General features: G+C 59.2%; 19 protein-coding genes and 1 pseudogene. 9 read left to right on the forward strand and 11 right to left on the reverse strand.

Translation table 11 applies throughout. From position 1 onward, the window contains the following. Position 1: 1 nt before the first annotated feature. From HKK53_RS03625 to HKK53_RS03645, 5 genes are all read right to left on the reverse strand, one after another. Positions 2–889: a transketolase gene (locus tag HKK53_RS03625; protein WP_169369542.1), complete on the reverse strand. Its 888-nt coding sequence runs from the start codon at positions 887–889 to the stop codon at positions 2–4. A 106-nt stretch (positions 890–995) separates the two neighbouring features. Next, positions 996–2,087, reverse strand: coding sequence for a glycerol dehydrogenase (locus tag HKK53_RS03630; protein WP_169369544.1), 1,092 nt, complete (start codon positions 2,085–2,087; stop codon positions 996–998). Between the two features lie 129 nt (positions 2,088–2,216). After that, complete coding sequence (locus HKK53_RS03635) at positions 2,217–2,909, reverse strand: SDR family NAD(P)-dependent oxidoreductase (RefSeq protein WP_084377483.1); 693 nt, start codon at positions 2,907–2,909, stop codon at positions 2,217–2,219. Between the two features lie 28 nt (positions 2,910–2,937). Further along, on the reverse strand, positions 2,938–3,738 hold the full coding sequence (locus HKK53_RS03640) for a shikimate dehydrogenase family protein (protein WP_169369546.1): 801 nt from the start codon (positions 3,736–3,738) through the stop codon (positions 2,938–2,940). Continuing rightward, entirely contained in the window at positions 3,699–5,357 is a 1,659-nt protein-coding gene (locus HKK53_RS03645; RefSeq protein ID WP_169369548.1) for a GMC family oxidoreductase, read from the reverse strand. The genes HKK53_RS03640 and HKK53_RS03645 overlap by 40 nt, the downstream gene beginning before the upstream one ends. A gap of 222 nt (positions 5,358–5,579) precedes the next feature. On the opposite strand from HKK53_RS03645, the gene HKK53_RS03650 reads away from it, so the two are divergent. From HKK53_RS03650 to HKK53_RS03685, 8 genes are all read left to right on the forward strand, one after another. Continuing rightward, positions 5,580–6,731: a glycerol dehydrogenase gene (locus HKK53_RS03650; RefSeq protein WP_169369550.1), complete on the forward strand. Its 1,152-nt coding sequence runs from the start codon at positions 5,580–5,582 to the stop codon at positions 6,729–6,731. A gap of 39 nt (positions 6,732–6,770) precedes the next feature. Then, positions 6,771–7,943 carry an iron-containing alcohol dehydrogenase gene (locus tag HKK53_RS03655; protein WP_169369552.1) on the forward strand — a complete coding sequence of 391 codons (1,173 nt, stop codon included), beginning with the start codon at positions 6,771–6,773 and terminating at the stop codon, positions 7,941–7,943. Positions 7,944–8,068: 125 nt separating this feature from the next. After that, positions 8,069–9,346 (forward strand): carbohydrate porin, encoded by a 1,278-nt coding sequence (locus tag HKK53_RS03660; protein WP_169369554.1) that lies wholly within the window; start codon positions 8,069–8,071, stop codon positions 9,344–9,346. Positions 9,347–9,486: 140 nt separating this feature from the next. Then, a complete protein-coding gene (locus HKK53_RS03665; RefSeq protein WP_169369556.1) occupies positions 9,487–10,992 on the forward strand; it encodes an aldehyde dehydrogenase in 1,506 nt (501 codons plus the stop codon). Between the two features lie 79 nt (positions 10,993–11,071). Next, complete coding sequence (locus tag HKK53_RS03670) at positions 11,072–12,313, forward strand: sugar ABC transporter substrate-binding protein (RefSeq protein WP_169369558.1); 1,242 nt, start codon at positions 11,072–11,074, stop codon at positions 12,311–12,313. 88 nt (positions 12,314–12,401) lie between these two features. Next, entirely contained in the window at positions 12,402–13,913 is a 1,512-nt protein-coding gene (locus HKK53_RS03675) for a sugar ABC transporter ATP-binding protein (protein WP_169369560.1), read from the forward strand. Beyond that, positions 13,906–14,961, forward strand: a complete 1,056-nt coding sequence (locus HKK53_RS03680) for an ABC transporter permease (protein ID WP_169369562.1) — start codon at positions 13,906–13,908, stop codon at positions 14,959–14,961. The genes HKK53_RS03675 and HKK53_RS03680 overlap by 8 nt, the downstream gene beginning before the upstream one ends. 132 nt (positions 14,962–15,093) lie before the next feature. Continuing rightward, positions 15,094–15,768, forward strand: a complete 675-nt coding sequence (locus HKK53_RS03685) for a GntR family transcriptional regulator (protein WP_237150677.1) — start codon at positions 15,094–15,096, stop codon at positions 15,766–15,768. Between the two features lie 73 nt (positions 15,769–15,841). Here the strand turns inward: HKK53_RS03685 and HKK53_RS03690 are convergent, their stop codons facing one another. From HKK53_RS03690 to HKK53_RS03705, 4 genes and pseudogenes are all read right to left on the reverse strand, one after another. Next, complete coding sequence (locus tag HKK53_RS03690; protein ID WP_169369566.1) at positions 15,842–16,858, reverse strand: zinc-binding dehydrogenase; 1,017 nt, start codon at positions 16,856–16,858, stop codon at positions 15,842–15,844. A 214-nt stretch (positions 16,859–17,072) separates the two neighbouring features. Beyond that, positions 17,073–18,035 carry an ornithine cyclodeaminase family protein gene (locus tag HKK53_RS03695; RefSeq protein WP_169369568.1) on the reverse strand — a complete coding sequence of 321 codons (963 nt, stop codon included), beginning with the start codon at positions 18,033–18,035 and terminating at the stop codon, positions 17,073–17,075. Between the two features lie 87 nt (positions 18,036–18,122). Beyond that, a pseudogene (locus tag HKK53_RS03700) lies at positions 18,123–18,365 on the reverse strand (tautomerase family protein); the annotation flags it as partial. A 35-nt stretch (positions 18,366–18,400) separates the two neighbouring features. Then, positions 18,401–18,574, reverse strand: coding sequence for a hypothetical protein (locus HKK53_RS03705; protein WP_169369572.1), 174 nt, complete (start codon positions 18,572–18,574; stop codon positions 18,401–18,403). A 249-nt stretch (positions 18,575–18,823) separates the two neighbouring features. On the opposite strand from HKK53_RS03705, the gene HKK53_RS03710 reads away from it, so the two are divergent. Further along, positions 18,824–19,501 carry a GntR family transcriptional regulator gene (locus HKK53_RS03710; protein ID WP_237150679.1) on the forward strand — a complete coding sequence of 226 codons (678 nt, stop codon included), beginning with the start codon at positions 18,824–18,826 and terminating at the stop codon, positions 19,499–19,501. Positions 19,502–19,701: 200 nt separating this feature from the next. On the opposite strand, the gene HKK53_RS03715 is transcribed toward HKK53_RS03710, so the two are convergent. Together HKK53_RS03715 and HKK53_RS03720 are read right to left on the reverse strand one after the other, a co-directional pair. Continuing rightward, a complete protein-coding gene (locus HKK53_RS03715; RefSeq protein WP_169369574.1) occupies positions 19,702–20,142 on the reverse strand; it encodes a GNAT family N-acetyltransferase in 441 nt (146 codons plus the stop codon). A 53-nt stretch (positions 20,143–20,195) separates the two neighbouring features. After that, a complete protein-coding gene (locus tag HKK53_RS03720) occupies positions 20,196–21,209 on the reverse strand; it encodes an Ldh family oxidoreductase (RefSeq protein WP_237150681.1) in 1,014 nt (337 codons plus the stop codon). Positions 21,210–21,230: the final 21 nt, after the last annotated feature.

A 21,230-nucleotide genomic window follows, 5' to 3' on the forward strand; every position in this document is an offset into this window, starting at 1 on the left:
TTCAGATCTCCATGGCTTCAATTTCAGCGATAGCGCGTTTGGCGTCTTCCGGGTCGAGGTAACCGAGGTGCCAGCCGGGTTCGGTTTCCATGTAGGAAACGCCTTTGCCCTTGACGGTTTTGGCGATGATGCACACCGGTTTGTCGCGGGTTTCATCGGCTTTGACACGACGCAGGGTTTCGGTCACTTCGGCAATGTTGTGGCCGTCGATGACGTGCACTTCCCACCCGAAGGCGCGCCATTTTTCGTCCAGCGGTTCGATGCCGATCACGTCGTCGACCGAGCCGTCGAGCTGGAAGCCGTTGCGGTCGACAATCGCGATCAAGTGCCTGGCTTTGTGGTGGGCAGCGCTCATAGCGGCTTCCCAGACCTGGCCTTCCTGCATTTCGCCGTCTCCGAGCATGACGAACACGTCGTAGACTTCGCCGGTGAATTGCTGGGCCAGGCACATGCCCAGACCGCCGGAGAGGGCGTGGCCGATGGAGCCGGAAGAGAAGTCGATGCCGGGCACTTTGCGCATGTCAGGGTGATCGCCCAGAGGGCTGCCCAGGCGGGTGTATTCATCGAGCCACTCCTTGGGGAACACGCCAAGGTCCGCAAGAATCGGGAACTGGCCCACGGCAGCGTGGCCCTTGCCCATCAGGAAACGGTCGCGGCCCGGCCACTTTGGTTCGTCGGGGCGAATGGTCATCACGTCGTAGTACAGCGCGGAGAACAATTCGGCGGCGGAAAACACCGAGGTGTAATGGCCGGTCTTGGCGATTTCAATCAGGCGAATGGTTTCCAGTCGGACGAATTTCGCCCGGTCTTTCAACTTGATGACCGTCTCGGCGGAAGGCACGTAGTTACTGGCTTTCCACTGTTCGAGTGTTTTGCGGGGTGCAGACATCTCTACCTCCAATCACAGGCATGAATTTGTTGAAGTTGAATCTCAGTGGCGGGGTTTGAACTTCAACCGGATGGTCGTAGGTTCAACGGCGCTTTTGAGTCGGTACTCAGTGGGTCAGGCCTTCCAGCGCGCGCATCGCCCCGATCAGCTCGTCGCATGTCAGTGCGCCGCCTGATACCGAGGAAAAATTGCGTGCGTGAGGGGCTTTCAGGGTGGGTTCTGCCACCTGCATCAACACCGAATTGTCGACGTTTGGCACGCCCAGTTCGGTCAGGTTGCGGGGCAAGCCGATACGCTGATAGAAACTCAACATATCGCCCATGAGTTCGGCGTCGCGGTCTTCCAGCACCAATTGCACGAGCAGGCCGTAAGCCACTTGCCAGCCGTGAACCTGCTGTTGCGCACCGGGGATTTTCGACAGGCCGCGCGTCATCGCGTGGGCAATGGACAAGCCACCGCTTTCGAACCCCAGGCCGCTCATCAACAGCACCGCTTCAATCAAGTGATCGAAGGCCACCGTTACCTCGCCGGTACCGGCCTGGGCCAGCGCCGGTTCGGCGTATTGACGAATGATGTGGTAGCACTCGCGCGCCAGTACCAGCCCCGAGAGCGCCGGGCGTGCGCCAAACATGTTCACGCCACCGGACTTGTAGCACTGCTCGGCTTCGAACTTTTTGGTCAGCGCGTCGGCAATCCCGGCGAGCAAAAACTGACGTGGAGCCTGGGCAATCAACGCGGTGTCCACCAACACGTAGCGAGGGCTGACGAGCAGGTGGCCGACTTCGGCGAGTTGATGATGCGCGTCGTAGACCACGTAGTTTTTTGATGTGGGTGCGTCGTTGGAGGCCACGGTCGGCATGGTGATCAGTGCACGGCCCGAGGTGTGGGCAAGGGCTTTGCCGGCGTCGATGCATTTGCCGCCACCGACGGCCAGGATCATGTCGAACCCGACCTCAGCGACGGCCGCTCGCAGGCCGGCAATCCCGCCGGCAGTGATCTCGCCGTCGAAGGTGATGTAGTGCAACTCGACGTCCGACTGCGCGCAAGTGTCATCGAGTCGTTGGCCTATCAGACCCAGCACGTAGCTGTCGATGACCACCACGGCCTTGCGTCCGCAGTGCGCCAGATAAGTGCCCGCCTGAGCGAGCACTTCAGTGCCCTGGACGTACCGTCCGGGCGAGCCGAAAACCAGATTCATTCAGCACCTCTCACTTCACTGCTTATTGTTATTCGAGGCTCCGCGGCAGACTGCCAAGTGCTCGGTCTTGTTGTGATGCATGATATATCATGTTTTTTAACGGTCAAGCACTCAAGCGACGAGATGACGTCAGGCGATCGAATACCCGCCATCGACCGGCAACGTCGTACCCGTCACGTAGCGCGCGTTGTCGGAAACGAGGAAGGCAATCACATTGGCCACGTCTTCCGGCGCGCCCCAGGTTTTCATCGGGATACGCGCCATGATCCCTTCCGAGCGCGCCGGATCTTCGAATGCTCGCCGCGACAGGTTGGTCAGAATCCAGCCCGGCGCAACCGCATTCGCGCGAACGCCATCGGTCGCCCAGGCCACCGCCATGCAGCGCGTCAGTTCGGAGATGGCGGCTTTGCTCGACGCGTAGGCCGGAGTTTTCGCGGAGCCGAAAATCCCATGCATCGAGGCAAAGTTCACCACCGCACCGCGTGCGACTTTCAGGCCGGGCAGGGCGGCATTGGTGATGCGCAACACGGCCGTGAGATTGACGTCGATGACCCGGCTGAAACCGTCCAGCTGCCACTCGCGGTTGTGGTCAATGATGCCGGCGGCATTGACGATGGCGTCGACTCGCTCGAACTGCTCGAAGAAACCCGCCACGGCCTCGTCGTTGGTGACATCCAGCTCCTGATAATGAATGCCCTCTACGCGCTGTTCGGGTTCGCCGAGCCCGACGGTGAACACTTCATAGCCGTCGGCGTGCAGACGTTGTGCCGTGGCCAGGCCAATGCCGGAGCCACCGCCGGTGACGATTGCAGTTTTTTTCATGGTCTTTCCTTATACGGAGAAGGGCGTATCAAACGCCGGTTTTGGAAAACAGAAATTCGGCCAGCAGATCGATCTGGCCGGTAATCATGTGCGCACCTTTATGGATGACGCAGCCACGCTCGGCGGCGGCGCTCAACAGCGGCGTGATGTCCGGGTTCATCACCACTTCGCCGACCACCGTGCGGGGGGCGAGCGTCTCGACGGGCAGCGGCAGCGGGTCTTCAGGCTTGAGGCCCAAAGCGGTGCCGTTGATGACCACATTGAAACCCGTGGCATCGGCGGGCCCGGCATTGATCTGCCGCCCGGGGAACATCTGCCGCAGCTCACGGGCCAGCGCTTCGGCCTTGGCCGGTGTGCGGTTGCTGATCACCAGCTCTTGAATGGCTTCGGCGAGCAACGCGTGGGCAATGCCGGTCGCCGCGCCACCCGCGCCCAGCAACAGGACACGTTTGTCGGTCAGGTCATGGCCCTGTTTTTTCAGGCCGCCGACGAAGCCGTCGCCATCGAACATGCGCCCGCTGAAGCGCCCGTCGGGCAGGCGTTTGGCGACGTTGCACACCTTGAGCAGACGGGCCGTGCCTTGCAGTTCATCGCACAATTTCGCGACCTCCAGCTTGTGCGGAACGGTGACAATCACCCCCGCCAGGTTCTCGATCCCGCGCAACCCTTCCCACGCGGTGGCCAGGTTGCCCGGTGAGACTTCCCAAGGCACCAGCACGCCGTCGTAGCCAAGCCGTTCCAGCAACGGGTTGAAAAATTCCGGGGTGCGCAAGTGTTCGGCCGGGTAGGTCAGGTGTACGACGACTCGGGTTTTACCGGTGATGGGCATGGGGATATTCCTCTTTCATAAAGGGTTGCAGACGCGGGCAAGGCGGCGCGTCCGAGGATCATGTCCGCGGCTTTCTCGCCGATCATGATGGACGGGGCATTGGTATTGCCGGAGATCAGGTTGGGCATGATCGAAGCATCGACCACCCGCAGATTGCGCAAGCCGCGAACGCGCAGTTGCGGGTCGACCACGGCCATTTCATCGTCACCCATCTTGCAGGTGCCGACCGGGTGGTAAACAGTCTTGGCGCGCTGGTTGATGTAGCTCAACAAGGCTTCATCGCTGCGCACGCTCAGTCCCGGGAAAACCTCTTCGCCGGTGTACGCGCGCATGGCCGGTTGCGCGAGAATTTCCCGCGACAGGTTCAATCCCTTGATCGCCACACGCCGGTCTTCCGGGTGAGCGAAGTAACGTGGGTCAATGCGCGGAGGCGTGTCTGCCTTGTTGTCGCTCAAGCGGATTTCGCCGCGACTCATGGGGCGCAGTACGCAGGTGTTGATGGTCGCGCCGGGTTTCTTGATGGTGTCTTGATCGAGGTCGAAGAACACGATGGGCACGAAATGCATCTGGGCGTTGGGGCGTTCCTGCGCATGGTCGGTGTTGACGAAGGCGCAGGCCTCAGTGACGTTCGAGCTGACCGGGCCGCTGCCGAACAGCAAATACTGCAAGCCGTTTTTCATGGTGTTGAAAGCGTTGTCCTGGCCGTAGTAACCGTACTTGCCGTGGCAGTAGGCAATCGTGCCCACTTCGGCATGGTCTTGCAGGTTCTGACCGACACCGGGCAACTCGTGCAGCAACGGAATGCCATGGCGTTGAAGTTCTTCGGCGCGACCGATACCGGACAGCATCAACAGCTTGGGTGACTGAATGGCGCCGGCGCTGAGGATCACTTCTTTGCTGCCGCGAGCCTGCACTCGCTGGCCTTTATGGAGGTACTCGACCCCCACGGCCTGATCACCTTCGATCAGGATTCGTTGCACCGTCGCGTCAGTCACGACCGTCAGCCGATCGCTTTTTTCCGCCTTGCGCAGATACGCCACGGCAGCGCTGCAGCGGCGGTTGTTGCGCGCGGTGATCTGGTTGAAGCCGACGCCGTTCTGGCGTTCGCCATTGAAATCCGGGGTGAACGGAATGCCGGCCTGTTGCGCAGCACGCACAAACCCACGGGACAATTCACACACCTGCTTGAGGTCCGAGACCCCCAGCGGGCCGCCGGTGGCGTGATAGCCATTGTCGAAGCGCTCATTGTCTTCGGCACGCTTGAAGTACGGCAGCACCTCGCGGTACGACCAGCCCTCGCAACCTGCGCTGGCCCAGTCGTCGTAATCCTCGTGCTGGCCGCGGATATAGATCAGCGCATTCACCGAACTGCCACCGCCCAGCACCCGGCCCTGGGGAAGAATGCGCTGGCGGCCGTCCATCGCCGTTTGCGGTTCGGTCTGGTGACGCGACAAAAGCGGGCTGGACAACAACCGGGTAAAGCCGGCGGGGATATGAATCAGCGGATGCGTATCGCGAGGCCCGGCCTCGATCAGCAAAACCGAGGCGCCGGCCTCGATCAGGCGACCGGTCAACGCGCAACCCGCCGAGCCGCCTCCAATGACAACGTAATCGTGCATGTCTTCCTCCGAACAGTGTTGTTCTTGTTTTCATGCATCATATATCTTCGTGCCCCCCAAGCGTCAATCCCGGGTTTTGCGAGGTGTCGTTTCTGCAAAAAAGCTGTTGGTGGTTGAAAATTAAATATGATATATCATCGATCCGCCGAGAGATGAGCCTCTCGCAAACGTCCTCAAAGCAATAACAAAAAGCCTCCACGACGGGGCCAGGATGACGATCACATGACTCAAATGTTTGCTGCACCCGGACGCTATATCCAGGGCTACAAGGAACTCGAACGACTGCATCGGCATGTGGCCTGGTTCGGTCGACGGCTGTTGGTGATTACCACTCAAGGTCGTCTCGATAGCCTGAAACAGACCCTGAGTGCCAGTTTCGATACCGGCCTCACGCAACTTCACTACGCCATTTTTTCCGGTGAAGTGACCCGCCAGGAAATCCAGCGACTGACGGCGAGCTTCAACGTCTTCGAGTGCGACGGCGTGATTGGTGTCGGCGGTGGCAAGGTGCTCGACGCCGCCAAAGCCGTGGCCAACCAGGCCAGAGTGCCGCTGTGCATCGTGCCCACCATCGTTTCCAATGACGCCCCAACCAGTTCTCTGTCGGTGCTGTACACCGAAGCGGGCGCGTTTGATGACGTGCTTTTCTATGAACGCAGTCCGGATGTGGTGGTGGTCGATACGTGGATCATCGCCCAGGCGCCGGTGCGCCTTTTGGTGGCCGGAATGGGCGACGCGCTGTCGACCTATTTTGAAGCGCGTACCTGTGTCGAATCGCACCGGGATAATTTTCTCGGCAACGCTGGAGCGGGATTGAAGGAGAGCGGCGGCGGTGGCAAATCGACGCTGACCTCGATGGCCATCGCCGAGCTGTGTTATCGGGTGCTGCTGGAAGATGGCCTGCAAGCCATGCGCGCCGCTGAACAGCGATGCGTGACCAAAGCCTTCAATCGCGTGGTGGAAGCCAATGCGCTCATGAGCGGCATCGGTTTCGAAAGCAACGGCGTGGCGACCGCGCATGCGGTGTATTGCGGGTTCAGTGAGCTGGGCGCGCGGGCGACGATGTACCACGGCGAATACGTGGCCTTCGGCGTTCTGGTGATGCTGGTGCTCGAAGGCAAGTCCAGCCGCGAACTGGATACGGTACTGAGGTTTTGCCTGAGTATCGGTTTGCCGGTCACCTTCGAAGACCTCGGGTTGGCCGACATCTCGGCACACGAACTCGACTGCGTGGCGCGCACCGCCGCCGACCCCAACCAGACCAGCAAGGTCGAACCGTTCGAAGTGACCTTCGACGAAATGAAAGCAGCCCTGATCGCGGCCAGCGACCTTGGCCAACTCTATAAAAAAGGCGGGTCGTTGCTGGCTGGATGAAGCCGCCTGCACGCACCCTCCCTGACAACAGGTGAACTGATGAAAGCATTTCAGGCAAGTCTGCCGCTGACTCTGGATTTTGAGGTCGGGGCGATCAAGCGCATGGGCGGGAAGGTCGAGCCGTTCGGCAAAAAGGTCTTCTTGATGGTCGACCCGTTTCTCCAGGGCAGCGATCTGGTCGCGCAAATTACCGGCAGTTTCGCCGAGCGGGGCATTGCGTTTGTCGAGTTCTACGACATCGTGCCCAACCCTCGGCATACCACGATTGATCGAGCGGTCGAGCACGTTCGCCATAGCGCGTGTGATGTGGTGGTGGCGGTGGGTGGCGGCAGTGCGATCGACTCGGCCAAAGCCGTGGCGTTCGTTGCCGTTCACGGCGGCAGCTGCTGGGACTATACCGAGCGTCTCGGTGAAGCCGTCACCCGCCCGCAAAGCCGTGGGCTGCCCTTGCTGGTGGTGCCGACCACCTCGGGCACCGGCACCGAAGCGACTCCGTTTGCGGTGATCAACAATCCTGAACTGGGCCTGAAATGCGCCATCGTCAACCCGTTCATCTACCCTGATGTCGCCTTGATCGACCCGCAGATCCTGGTGTCGAAACCGCCGAAGCTGACCGCGTTGACCGCAGTCGACACCTTCTGCCACGCGCTCGAAGCCTACATCAGCATTCACTGCACGCCGTGGGTGGAAATGGTCGCGCTGGAGTCGATTCGCCTGTTCGCGGCCAATGCCCGGCAGTGCGTGGAGCACGGCGATGACCTGGAGGCGCGCGCCCGTATGGCGTTTGCCTCGACCCTCGGCGGTATGGCGATTGCCAGTGCCGGCGTCACCGTATCCCATGCGCTGGGCCAGCCATTGGGGGCGATGACCGATGCGCCGCATGGCGGCACCGTCGCGGCGAGCACGCCTCATGTCATCCGCTGGACGCTGCCGGTCGGTGCCGACAAATTCGCGCGGGTGGCCGGGATTCTTGATCCGTCGACGCTGAGCCTTGCTGAAACCGAACGCGCCGCGCGCCTTCCGGACATCCTGCAAAAACTGTTTACCACCCTGGGCGTCACCGACACGTTCCGCAGCTATGGTCTGCGCCCGGAGCAGATTGAAGCGTTTGCCCAAACCGTCTGGACCAGTTTCAACCAGGACCTGGCCTGTCATCCGAAGAAAATCAACAGCAAAGAGGAGGTCGCCGACATCGTCAGAATGTGTTTCTAACCGAAGTCTCTGTCACCAGGTTCTAAAGAAAACAGTTTGACCGACCCGTCAGTTGGGTTGGCGGGGTTTTGCATGCTCGAAAAACACTAAGACCAACAATAAAAACAGTTTCGGGAACAACAATAATGACCAACAAAACGATAGTTGCCGTTGGACTTTTGAGCGCCTGCGCATTGCCGGGTGCCCATGCGGCCAGTTACTCGCCGAATAATTTTCTGCTGGGGGACTGGAACGGCGAACGCACTCGCTTGCATGAGCAGGGCGTGGATTTTCAGCTGACCTACGTTAACGAACTGGCCTACAACACCCAGGGCGGCGACGAGCACAAAGGGACTTACAGCGATCAGTTGATGATTGATACCAACTTTGATCTGCAGAAGTTGGTGGGCTGGCAAGGGGCGAGTTTTCGCATGACCTTGAGCAACCGCAATGGCGAAAGTCTGACCGCCGAGGCCGGGACCAACACGTTGCTGGCTGCCCAGGAAATCTACGGCTACGGCAGCGTTACCCGCCTGGTGCAGTTCTATTACCAGCAGGCGCTGCTGGATGATCGACTGGTGGTGAAACTCGGGCGCTTGCCAATGAGTGGCGATGTGTTCCCGTTTTCCTGCAAGTTTCAAAACCTGACGTTCTGCGGCACGGTGCCGGGTTACATCACTCCCAATTGGTTCACCTGGCCCGTCAGCCAGTGGGGGGCTGCGGTGGCGGCGAAACTGACTGACGAGCTGTCGCTCAATGCCTCGCTGTACCAGGTCAACCCTCGCTTCACCGAAAACGCCCAGGGCCTGAACTTCGGCAGTCCTTCGGGCACCACCGGTTATCTGGCGGTTGGCGAGTTGGCGTGGACGCCGACCCTGAACGGTCTGCCCGGCAGCTATCGGGCGGGGATCTGGCGCAATACCGGTGATTTCAACGATGTCTATCACGACATCAATGGCCAGCCCATCGGCCTGACCGGCAATGCGCCGGATCAGCACGATCAGGCCAGCGGGTATTACGCGATGGCCGAGCAACGGGTTTATCAGGACCCGGACAACAGCGTTCGCGGCCTGACCCTGTTCGCCAACTTCATCCAGTCGGATCGCGACGTGTCCTACGTGGAAAAAGTCTTTCACGTCGGCGCGTTTATCAGCGGTCCGTTTGCCGCGCGCCCTCAGGATGAGATCGGCCTAGCGATCGGTCGTCTTGAGGTGAATGAACAATCCGCCAAGCGTATCCGTCAGCAAAACGCTTACACCCAACCGGCGCCGGACACCGAATACCCGGTGGAGTTGTACTACGGCATCAGCGTGACGCCAGCCCTGACGCTGCGACCGAATGTGCAATACGTGGCCAATCCCGGTGGGTTGAGCGGGGATAAAAGCGTGGTGGTGTTTGGCCTGAAAACCGAGGTCAGTTTCTAAGGATTACGCGGTTTAAACGAACAGCAGTTGTGAAGAAAAACCCCTGAATCAGGGCATTTCTTCGCTTGCGATTCTAATAATGCATGATATATCGTCGTCGGGCGCCTACGCCTAAAACAAGAAACAGGAGACGCAACAGCATGAACACTCTCGTTGATATCGCTGCGGTTCAGCAGCGTGTCGCCGCCCTGAAACTGCCAGGGCAAGCCTTCATTGACGGCCGGTTCGTCGACGCGTTGAGCGGCGCGACCTTCGCCAACATTTCCCCGCGCAACGGCCAAGTGCTGAACCACGTGGCGTCCTGCCAGGCTGAAGATGTCGACCTCGCGGTCAAGGTGGCCCGGCAGGCATTCGACAGCGGCGTGTGGTCGCAACTGGCGCCCAAGGAACGCAAAAAAGTCCTGCTGCGTTTCGCCGCTTTGTTCGAGCAGCACATGACCGAACTGGCGTTGCTGGAGACGCTGGACATGGGCAAACCGGTGTCCGAAAGCGCCGGTTTCGACGTGCATGCGGTGCTCGAGTGCCTGCAGTGGTACGCCGAATGCTGTGACAAGGTCTACGACGAAGTCGCTCCGTCGGGACCGGGCGCGCTGGGCATGATTACCCGTGAAGCCATCGGCGTGGTCGCCGCCGTGACCCCGTGGAATTTCCCGATGCTGATGGCGATGTGGAAAGTTGCCCCGGCGCTGGCGATGGGCAACTCGGTGATTCTCAAACCCGCCGAACAGTCGCCGCTGACCGCGCTGCGCATCGCCGAACTGGCCGCGCAGGCCGGCATTCCACCGGGTGTGTTCAACGTGCTGCCGGGGTTCGGTCCAACTGCTGGCCGTGCGCTTGGCCTGCACATGGATGTCGATACGCTGGTGTTCACCGGGTCGGGTGAAGTCGGCAAACTGTTCCTGCAATACGCCGGTCAGTCGAACATGAAGCGGGTGTGGCTGGAGTGCGGCGGCAAGACCCCGAACATCATTCTCAATGACTGCCGCGATCTGGAGAAAGCCGCCGCCACTGCGGCCAAATCGATGTTTTTCAACCAGGGCGAAGTGTGTGTGGCGCCGTCGCGGTTGATCGTGGAGGAGGGCATTCGCCACGAGTTTGTCGCCGAAGTATTGAAGGTCGCGCGGACCATCGCCGTTGGTGACCCGCTCGACCCGGCCACGCAACTGGGCGCGATGGTCGACAAGTCACAGATGGACCGCGTACTGGGCTACATCAAGAAAGGTTCGGAGGAGGGCGCTCGCATCATCCTGGGTGGCGAGCGTGCCAGCGGTGCGTTGGCCGACGGCTTCTTCATCCCGCCGACGATCTTCGACAACGTCACCAACGACATGACCATTGCCCGTGAGGAAATCTTCGGGCCGGTGCTGTCGGTGATCAGCGCCACGGATCATCTGCACGCGGTGCGCATCGCCAACGATTCGCCCTTCGGCCTGGCGGCCAGTCTCTGGACCAGCGACCTGTCGCGTGCCCATTCGATCATCCGCTCGCTGCGCGCCGGCAGCGTCTGGGTCAACTGTTTCGACGGCGGCGATATCACCATGCCGTTTGGTGGTTACAAGCAATCGGGCAATGGCCGTGACCGGTCACTGCACGCCCTGGACAAGTACTCGGAACTCAAATCGGCGTGGATCGATTTGCAGGACTGAGCCGCCAACCCGACACCGGTGCTGTTCGACACAGCACCTGCATCACCGATCAAAATCAGCGCACTGGAGAATAATAATTATGAAGCTGTCAGCTGTCCGTTCGATCGCCACACTGGCTCTGGCGAGCCTTATCGCCAATCACGCGTGGGCTGCGCCCAAGCATGAAATCTATAGCTTGATGCCCAACACCGCGTTGTCGGGGGTGGTTGACCCTGACATGCCGGATCGCACCTCGATCAACAAAGCCTTGCCGCTGAAAAAGAAGGGCGAGCGCCTGCGCATTGGCTGGACTGAAATCACCTTGGGTAACCCTTGGTTTGTTTCAATGATTGACGACGCCAAAACCATCGCCAAACAGTACAACTACGACATCGAGCTGCAAGTGGCGGACAGCGATGTCGCCAAGCAGAGTGCACAGGTCGATAACTTCATCACCCTGGGCGTCGATCTGATCGTAATTGACCCAACCGATGTTCTCGGTTCGGTATCGGATGTCGAGCGGGCGGTGGCGGCCGGGATTCCGGTGATCACCGTCGGTACTGCCCCGGACGCACGCGCGCCGGTGATCACCACTAGCACCGGCAATCCCTACGGCAGTGGTTTCGAAGCCGGGCGTTACGTTGCCGCCAAGACCGACCCGGCGAAGGTAATCAATGCGGCGATGGTCATTGGGGTGATGGGCAACTCCACTTCCGAAAGCCGGCTCAACGGCATGATTTCCGGGATCGTCTATGCCCGTTCCGAAGAGCGCAAGCTCGGGCTGTCCAGGGAAGATGCGATGCTCAAGGGCTTCAAGTTGTTCCAGCAAGTCAAGGCCAAGGGCAGCTTCAACTGGCCGGAAGGCGGCTTCAATGTGCTGGCGTGGGGCCGTGGTGACTGGACCGAAGAAGGGGGTCTGGCGGCCACGGAAGACATTCTTTCGTCCCAGGGGGACAAGCTCAACCTGGTCCTGGCAGAGAACGACTTCATTGCCATTGGTGCGATCAATGCCCTGGAGAATGCCGGCAGGAAAAACGGTGTGATGGTCGCGTCCGGTGCCGGCAGTTTTCGTGTGGCGCTGGACTTGATCAAGCAAGGCAAATTGCTGGTCACCGCCACCAACAGTGGTTCGGAAACCGGAGTGGCCGCCATCGAATTGATCCATCAGATGCTCGACAAGGGCCTGAATGCCAACAACCTGCCGCTGGCCTCGTACTTCCCGGTCACGCTGATCACACCGGACAACGTCGACACCTACATCAAGGCAGACAGCCTGCCGCCGTCTACCGCGACCGTTCCACCTTTCCGTTCGATCGAGCAGATCAAAACCGCGATGAAGTGATTTCGCGAGTGTGAAACGGCCTGTGACCGCTGCGATTTCGGGCGGCGGTCACAGCTGGAATGGCGACAGTTTATAGACGGTGAACAGAATGAATGCGATGCACAAACCAGCCGTGGAGATGCTCGACATCTCGAAGAAGTTCGGCGGTATCAGCGCGCTGAACAGTGCCAGTTTTTCGGCCCGCGCAGGTGAAATCCACGCGCTGATGGGTGAGAACGGCGCAGGCAAATCAACTTTGATGAAAATCCTCTCCGGCGCCTATGTACGCGATGCGGGCGGGGTCAGCCTGAACGGTGAAACAGTCGATATCCGCAACCCCGGCGATGCACTCAAGCTGGGTATTTCGATCATCTACCAGGAGTTTGCCCTGGCCCCGCATTTGTCGGTGGCCGAGAACATTTGCATCGACGATCTGGGCAAGAGCAAGGGTTTCGTGCAGTGGACGGCGATGCGCGAAAAAGCCCGGACGATTCTCGATGAGCTGGGTTTCAGCGATATCGATGTGCGTCAGCCGGTCGGCAGTTTACCGGTGGCCTATCAACAGGCCGTGGAGATCTGCAAGGCACTGTCGCGCAATTCGTCGGTGCTGGTGTTCGATGAGCCGACGGCGGTGCTCACCTCTCACGAGGCGGAAAAACTGTTCAAAATCCTCGATGAGTTGCGCCGCAAGGGCGCGTGCATTGTTTACGTCTCGCACCGCATGGATGAAATTTTCCGGATCTGCGATCGCGCCACGGTGCTCAAGGACGGCAAGACGGTCGGAACACTGGAACTGGCTGACATTACCGAGCGTGGATTGATCGAGATGATGATTGGTCGCGAACTGAGTGACCTGTTCCCTCCGCGCACTCCATGCATCAGCGAGGTGTTGCTGAAAGTCGAGCACCTGTGCGCGGGACGTCTGGTGCGCGATGTGAGCTTTGAGGTAAGGGCGGGAGAAGTCCTCGGCTTTTGTGGGCTGGTCGGTGCCGGACGTACCGAAACCATGCGCGCGATCTTCGGGGCTGATCGGAAAACCTCCGGCGCGCTGTACCTCGATGGCCGGGAGATCCACAACCGAACACCACGGGAAGCCATTACCAATGGCATCGGCCTGTTGCCCGAGGACCGCAAGCAACAAGGTGTGTTGCTGGAGATGTCTATACGGGTCAACGGCGCGCTGCGTCCCGACAGTCCTTATACCGGGCGTATGGGCTGGATTGCCAATGGCCGGGAGACCCAGGGTATCGAAGCTTTGCGCCAGCAACTGGCCGTCAAGACGCATTCGATCGAGCAGTTGGTCGGTGACCTGTCAGGGGGTAATCAACAAAAAGTCGCCCTGATGAAGTGGGTCGATGCGGGCTGCCGCGTGCTGATTCTCGACGAGCCTACCCGTGGCGTGGATGTGGGCGCGAAAACGGAAATCTACCGGGTCATCAATGACCTCGCTGAACAGGGCGTGGCGATCATCATGGTCTCTTCGGAAATGATTGAAATCATCGGCATGTGTGATCGCGTGCTGGTGATGCGAGAAGGCGCGATCGCTGGCGAACTGGTGGGCGAGCGCATTAAAGAACAAGAAATGATTTGCCTGGCAATGGGAGTCGAGCACCATGAGTAACCCTAATTCCAAGCTGGCCACGGCCGAGCTTTTGCAGGAAAACAATCACGCTCGAGAAAGCCGGGCAGGCCGTCGTTCGTTACAGCGTCTGTTTCTAGAACACAACGCGCTGGTGATGCTGGTGGTACTGGCCGTCGTCGCCAGCGTGCTCTCGGCGGACTTCTTCACGTATCAGAACCTCGGCAACCTGTTGCGCCAATTGACACCGTTGCTGCTGGTCAGCATCGGCATGTTGATTGTGATCCTGACAGCGGGCATCGATTTGTCCGTTGCCTCGGTCGCTGCCGTGGGTGGAATCGTGGTTGCGATGACCCTCAATGTGCTTCCGGTTGAAGGTGGTTTCGGGTTGCTGCTGGCTGTGGCGATTGCGGTGGCGGCCGGTGTCCTGATGGGACTGGTGACAGGCACCTTTATCGCGTACTTCCGCATGGCCCCTTTTATCGCGACGCTGGCCATGATGACGGTTGCTCGTGGCCTTGCGTTCATCCTGTCCAACGGTCAGCCACAACGGCTGGATGACAGACTGGTCAGTGCCCAGCTGTTACGTGATTTCGGCCGGTTGGCCGACGGCGTGCTGGGGATCCCGTGGCCGGTGTGGCTGGCGGGGCTGGTGACGGTGGTATTTGCCTTGATCCTGCGCTACAACGCCTATGGCCGCCTGACCATTGCCAGTGGCAGCAATGAAACCGCTGTGCGCCTGGCGGGTATTCCGGTGGAGCGCTACAAACTGGCCGCCTATGGTATTTGCGGCGGCCTGGCAGCATTGGCCGGGGTGGTGATTGCTTCGCGCTCAGGTGTAGCCACACCCAGCGCCGGCATGGCCCTGGAACTGGACGCCATCGCCGCTTGCGTGATCGGAGGGGCACTGCTGTCCGGTGGCAAAGGCACGATTTTCTACACCGTCGTGGGTGTGCTGGTGTTGGGGTTGATCGGCAACATCATGAACTTGCTGAGTGTGCCGGCCTATCCACAACAGATCATCAAAGGCGCGATTATCGTCATCGCGGTGTTGTTGCAAGGCGTCGGTCGGCGCGATGCACGCATATAAGCGAGTCGTCAGCCGGAGTGGCAGGCGCAAGTTGATGATGTATGATGCGTTATCGACGTTTCAGGACGGCAGATTCACAAGTCTGTCGCCCGACGCACAGTAATCGACCATGGAGATCGAGTAACAGTGACCGTGCATAAGCCCATTGATAAAGGCAACTTGAGCGAACGGGTGTATTCCATCATCCGCACCGCGTTGATGGACGGGCAATACCAACCCGGAGACCGGTTGCGCATCAGCACACTGGCCGAAGAGTTCGGTGTTTCGATCACCCCCGTGCGGGAAGCTATTTTCCGTCTGGTCAGCGACCATGCGCTAGACATGAAAGCCGCGACCTCGATTTATGTGCCGGAGCTGACGGTCAGCCAGTTGCGTGAAATCCAGCTGATCCGCCATTTGCTGGAAGGCGAGGCGGCGGGTGTAGCGGCCCAGCGGATCACCCGACCTGAACTGGAGAAACTCGAAGCCATTCAGGATGCGTTCCAGAAAGCGGTAACGGTCGATTACAAACAAGCGGCGTTGCTCAACCGGGAGTTTCACTTCGGGTTGATCTCTGCGGCACGCATGCCCGTGGTGTCGAAAACACTCGAAAATATGTGGGTTATCATGGGGCCGCTGCTGAGCCGGTTTCACGCCGAGGTCCCCAAGCGGGAGCTGGCCAGTGCCAAACACAAGCATTTCGAAGTACTGGAAGGTTTGCGCACCCGAGACTCGACCAAGGCCAAAGACGCGCTGCAAGCGGACATCGCTTGGGGGGAGCTGATGATCGATTGGTTGGAGAAAAAGGAAAATCTCGCGGAGGTATAACCAGAGCGCCTCCGTTCGGTCATGCTGATCTGTCGCCCGAGTGCTCCCTAAAAGAGCCTCGGGCGATTTCTTTTTACGGCTGTCCGGAAGGCGTGACGCCTGACTCGTTCAACAGGGCAATCCATTTTCCACCTTCGCCACCTTGCTTGAGAGCCAGCAGGGCTTCAGGAAGGTTACGAAAATCAAAGATTCGACGTTCAGGTATTGTCAGGCGACCGCCCAGCATGCTTTCGAGGAGGTGTTCGCCAGCGTCTCGAAGCAGTTGTCGATCGCCCAGGCTTGCGTAGGAATGGAAGCTGTTGAGTGCAACTTCATGCAGGGAAATCGCGGTGCTGAAGGCCGGCAGCGGTGCAGTTTCCTGTCGATCCTGAATACACACCAGATGACCGTTATAACCCAGCAGAGGTGCCAGGGCCGCTGCATGCGCGCCACTGACAGTATCGAAAACAACCTTGAGGCGACGCTCACCCAGGCTAGCTTGAAGGTTTTGCTGCCAGTTGCGGTCCTGGTAGTCGAATACTCCAACGGCACCCAGCGCTTTCAAGTTCGCATGATGCTTTGTGCCCGCCGTGGCCCACACCCGGCAACCACGTTGCACTGCCAGTTGTACCAATAGCAGGCCCACCGCGCCACCTGCACCGACTACCAACATGTCACTCGGCACGCTAACCGGAACTTTGTCCAATGCTTGCCAGGCTGTCAGGCCGGGGCAGGGGAATGACGCGGCGATGGCGTCATCTAGCGCTGCCGGCACCGTCATTACGGTCGCCCAATCGAGCAAACAGAACTCGGCAAAACTGCCATCGCGCTCCAGTGACTGGTGATACGCCACGCGAGTCCCCGGTTTGATTGGCACTCCAGTACCGCAGGCAACCACTACGCCCATGCCATCCACGCCGGGCACATGGCCGGTGTTCCAGGCAGGGTGACCCCATTCGATGATTTTCCAGTCCACCGGGTTAAGCGCCAGCGCTCGGTTGGCAAGCAGAACCTCACCTGGGCCAGGCTGCACAAGGGGTTTGCGGATCAGTTGTAATCCGTCAATACCTTGACCAGCGGTCCAGGACCAGGCAGCGAAATCAGCTTGCATCGAGAGTCCTCATGAATGGCCGGATTGAAGCTATTTCAATCCGGCAACAGGCTTCGAGTGGTCATGGGTGCGCCACACTTACGGTCGTCAGTATCCCTTCAGGCATCCACCGAGAGAACGTTGATTTACGCAAAGGTGTTGTGAACATGAATCATCAATTGATTCGACGTACTTCCAGGTGCCACAGATTATTCATGCTTGAACGCGTCATGGGTCAGTTGGTAGTCGAACTCCGCTGGTAAGCCAAGATCGCCGCCGCGAGATCTTCTACTGACGCGCCAACCGACTTGAACATTGTCATGGCCTGGGCCGGGTCCTTGAGGGCGGAGCGGCCGGCATGTTTGTCAGCGCACAGTTCGCTGAACTCGGCGATGACATCGGCTTCGGTGATGACGCCGTTGCGAATTGGCTGGATCAGGTCACCGGTCTCTGCGAGAGCACCTTCGCGGGTATCGACGAAAATGCTGCAGCGTGCCACGACATCGTCGTCGACTTCGCGCATGACAGGGGTAAAGCTGCCGACCAGATCCAGATGCACCCCCGGCTGTAACCACTGGCCCTTGATCACCGGTTCGGTGGCCAACGTCGCGCAGCTGATGATGTCGGCGGCCGCCACAGCAGTGGGCAGCTCTTGGAGTGTCACCGCTTGCGCCTGGAGTCCCTGGGCGCGGAGGTCGCTGGCGAATGCTTTTGCTGCCTCGATGTTTAGATCGTAGACAAGCACCTCCTGAAGGTCGCGAACCGAGCGGTGCGCACTGACCAGATAACGGCCCATGCGGCCAGCCCCGACCATCAGCAAGCGTTTCGAGTTGGCACGTGACAGATAACGTGAGGCCAGGGCGGAGGCGGCGGCGGTGCGACGGGCCGTCAGTTCGTTGCCGTCAAACTGGCCCAGCGGTACACCGGTTTTTGCGCAGCTCAGAAGATAGTGGCTGCTGAGGCCCGGCTGACCTTTGGCATTGTTGCCAGGGAACACGGTGACTTGCTTGACCCCCAGGTACTCACCCTCGATCCAGGCCGGCATCAGTAGCAGCATGGCGGCGGGGTCGCCTGGTACTTCGATTTTGTGGTGGTGACGCACAGGGGAGTTCACGGGGCGGGTGAAGATATCGGACAACGCACCCATCAGCGCGTCCCAGGGCAGTGCGTCGGCCAGTTGTTGGGCATTCAAATACATAAGAGACACTCGATATTGGATGAGGGTAAGCACAGCGCTTTCGGGATTGACCGTTTTCAATCCGAAACCGGAATTCAATGAGCCGTTTTACCGCTGAGGCGACGGCGGGCATGCAGTGACGGAAGCACTGAGCGGCTCCCCGGCAATCACCCAGTCGGACGCCATCACATCGGTGAAGGTGATGGTGACGTCCTTCGGGGCGGACCCCAGGACTCTGGCGAAGGCAGCGGTAATCTCGCGCGCCAGTTCGTGTTTTTTCTCGTCTTGTCGCCCAGCGAGCATTTCGATTCTTACTATCGGCATTCCAGGGTTCTCTTGAGTGTTTGAACCGCGAGGTTCAAAGGCGCGGGGGCGTCAGACCCGTATCAAAGTATCAGCATGTGTTCATTGGCGGTGGGTGCCCACATCAGGTCGTGGAGGACGGATCTGACGTTGTCACGCTCAGCGGTTTTCTGTGCGCGCTGCTGGTGGCCGCGGACTTCGTCAGTGCCTCTGTATGTTTGCGATTTGTCGCCTGCGTTTTTTTTCGGGTTTTGCATGCAGGGCATCTCCTGTTGTTTTTATTGGTAGAGGTGAAGCGCGAACCCTGTGGTTCGCCGCTTGACACCGGATGAGTCAAACTCTAGATTGAATATCGTATACGTTTATGGCGTTGTCAACGCGTTTTTAGGAGTTGATGGTGCGCGTCAGCGACCCCGGCGAGGCTGAGTCACCTGACAGACTGGCCGGTGGTGAGCTGCGATGTGATATAGAATACGTTATTCGATCGTGGCTTCCCGATTGCACACATGGAGTTCAAATTGCCCCTAAGTCCTGCAGATCTGCCGTCACTTGGCTCCGCGCCAACGGCGTCCGACATCATCGCCAATCACATTCGAGAGGCGATAATCACTGGCGACTTCGACGAAGGCGAACCGATTCGCCAGGACGACGTCGCCAAGCTTTTCGATGTCAGTAAAATTCCGGTGCGCGAGGCACTTAAACGGCTCGAAGCCGAGGGGCTGGTCGAGTTCCAACGCAACCGAGGCGCTGTCGTCAAAAGCATTTCAGAGCCGGAAATCGCGCAAATTTTCGAAGTTCGGGCGATGCTGGAGTCCAGTGCGCTGAAGCTGTCCGTGCCGCTGATGACCGAAGCCACCTTTAAGCGAGCCGAGCAGTATTGCGACGAGTTCGCGCAAGAGACGAACGTGGCGCGCTGGGCGGAACTCAACTGGCAGTTTCATTCCTGCCTCTATGAAGATGCCAACCGGCCGTTCCTGATGAACCTGATCCGCTCGGTCAACGACCGAATCGAGCGCTATCTGAGAATTCAGCTGACGCTTTCCGGTGGCACCGGGGTGGATGATCGCGAGCATCGGCAAATCCTCGCGGCTTGCCGCAAGGGCGATGCAGATAAAGCCGCCAAGTTGCTGCATCAACACATCACCAAAGCTTGCGAGTCGCTTTTGAATAGCATCCGCAAGTAAGCCCCCTAACGTTACATGCCGGGCATCGCCGTAGCTCTTGTTACGGCGAATTGGTTTTAAGAGTTGCGTATTCATCCAAAATTACCTCGATTTAACGCAGTCATCGCACAGATGGTCGCCGGGCGTGCGCCTGCGCAGAATCTGGAAGCCTTCAGCGCCAAGTGTTTTTCCCTTTGATGGGAGCGCGGTGGGCGTCGGAATTATCCTTCGGATTTTCGCATGAAGTTCAGGCCGGCCGCGGCGGTGGCAAAGCCCCATTTCTCATAGAAAGGGGCCATGTCATCCAGGCAATAGAGTTCGCGATGTTTGATGCCTACCAGCGCTGGATCGTTCAGCACGGTGTTCATCAATACACTGCCAAGGCCCGTTCCGCGCCACGTCTCCTTGACGATAATGTCGAAGATCATCGCCTTGTAGACACCATCAGTCATCGCTCGCGCGAACGCGACGAGTTCGTCGTTGTGCGGGTCGATGAAAGCGAAAAGGGGGCCGCCCGATTGCAGCATTTTTTCCACGTCTGCTTTGTTGCGTCCCTTGGTCCACCATTCGGTTTGAAAAAGCGCCACCAGTTGATCGATGTGTAAAGGGGCCAGCGATCGATGGAATTTCAGTTTGTCGGTGTCACGCGATGGGTTGCTCATGTCTGTTCCAGAATAGTGCTTGTGATGTGGGTTAAATGTGTCTGTGGTGAAGGTCAGGGGACCAGCGTGGTGCTATTGGTGACTAGGTGAAGCAGGTCCGCCAAGGTGTCTTTCGCAAGGGGAATGCCGAGGGTCTGTGCGGTGTGCCGGTTCTTGTAGCGTCGTTCGCCTGGCAGCCGATCCTGTCCCGCCTCGACTAATCGCTTGCACAGAAATGCCGCACGTCGACTGAAATCGGTTGAGCCGCCGCGATCCGGATCGATAACGATCAACAGCTGCCCGGCCTTTGGTGTCTGCGCGCCAACGCAATGGCCGAAGTCGTTCTCAAACGACAATTGCCCTCCGGTCAATGCGCCTGCCAACAATTCGACCATGAGTGCAATCGAGGAACCCTTGTAGCCGCCAAACGTATTCAGCGCGCCGCCGGCCAGTACCGCATGCGGGTCGGTGGTGGCGGCACCTGCGCTGTCGACACCGGTTCCGGGCGGAAGTGGCAGGTTGTCTAGCGCATGAAGCAGGACTTCACCGTTGGCCATGACGCTGGTTGCCTGATCCACCACAAGCGGATCGGCGTCGGCGACCGGCATCGCAAAGGCAATCGGGTTGGTACCGAAAACCGCAGTGTGTCCGCCATGCGGGACGACATTGGCCAGACCGTTGACGAAGCTGATCGCGACCATTCCTTTGCGGGCAAACGGTTCCATGTCTGGCCAAAGTGCGCTGAAGTGATGGGAGTTGCGGATGGCAACAACGACCACGCCAGTGCGCTCGATCGCTTCATCAATTGCACCCGCGGCGGCGGCCAGGGCTGGTTGGGCGAATCCGTTGCGGGCATCGATACGGATGAATGAGGGACTGACAGCCTTCACCTCGGGTTCAGCCTGTCCATCCACCCATCCAGTCTTTAGCGAGGCCACATAACCGGGCATGCGGAAGACGCCGTGACTGAGGGTGCCATCTCGCTCGCAGCCTGCACAATTGGCGGCCAGAGTGTCGGCGACGAACGCGGACGTTCCATGGCTTATGAAGATTTCCTTCAGTAGCGCTGTGAGTTCGTCGAAGTCCATGTGCACTACACGGTGTTCGTC

Source organism: Pseudomonas sp. ADAK7 (assembly GCF_012935675.1).
Classification (GTDB): domain Bacteria; phylum Pseudomonadota; class Gammaproteobacteria; order Pseudomonadales; family Pseudomonadaceae; genus Aquipseudomonas.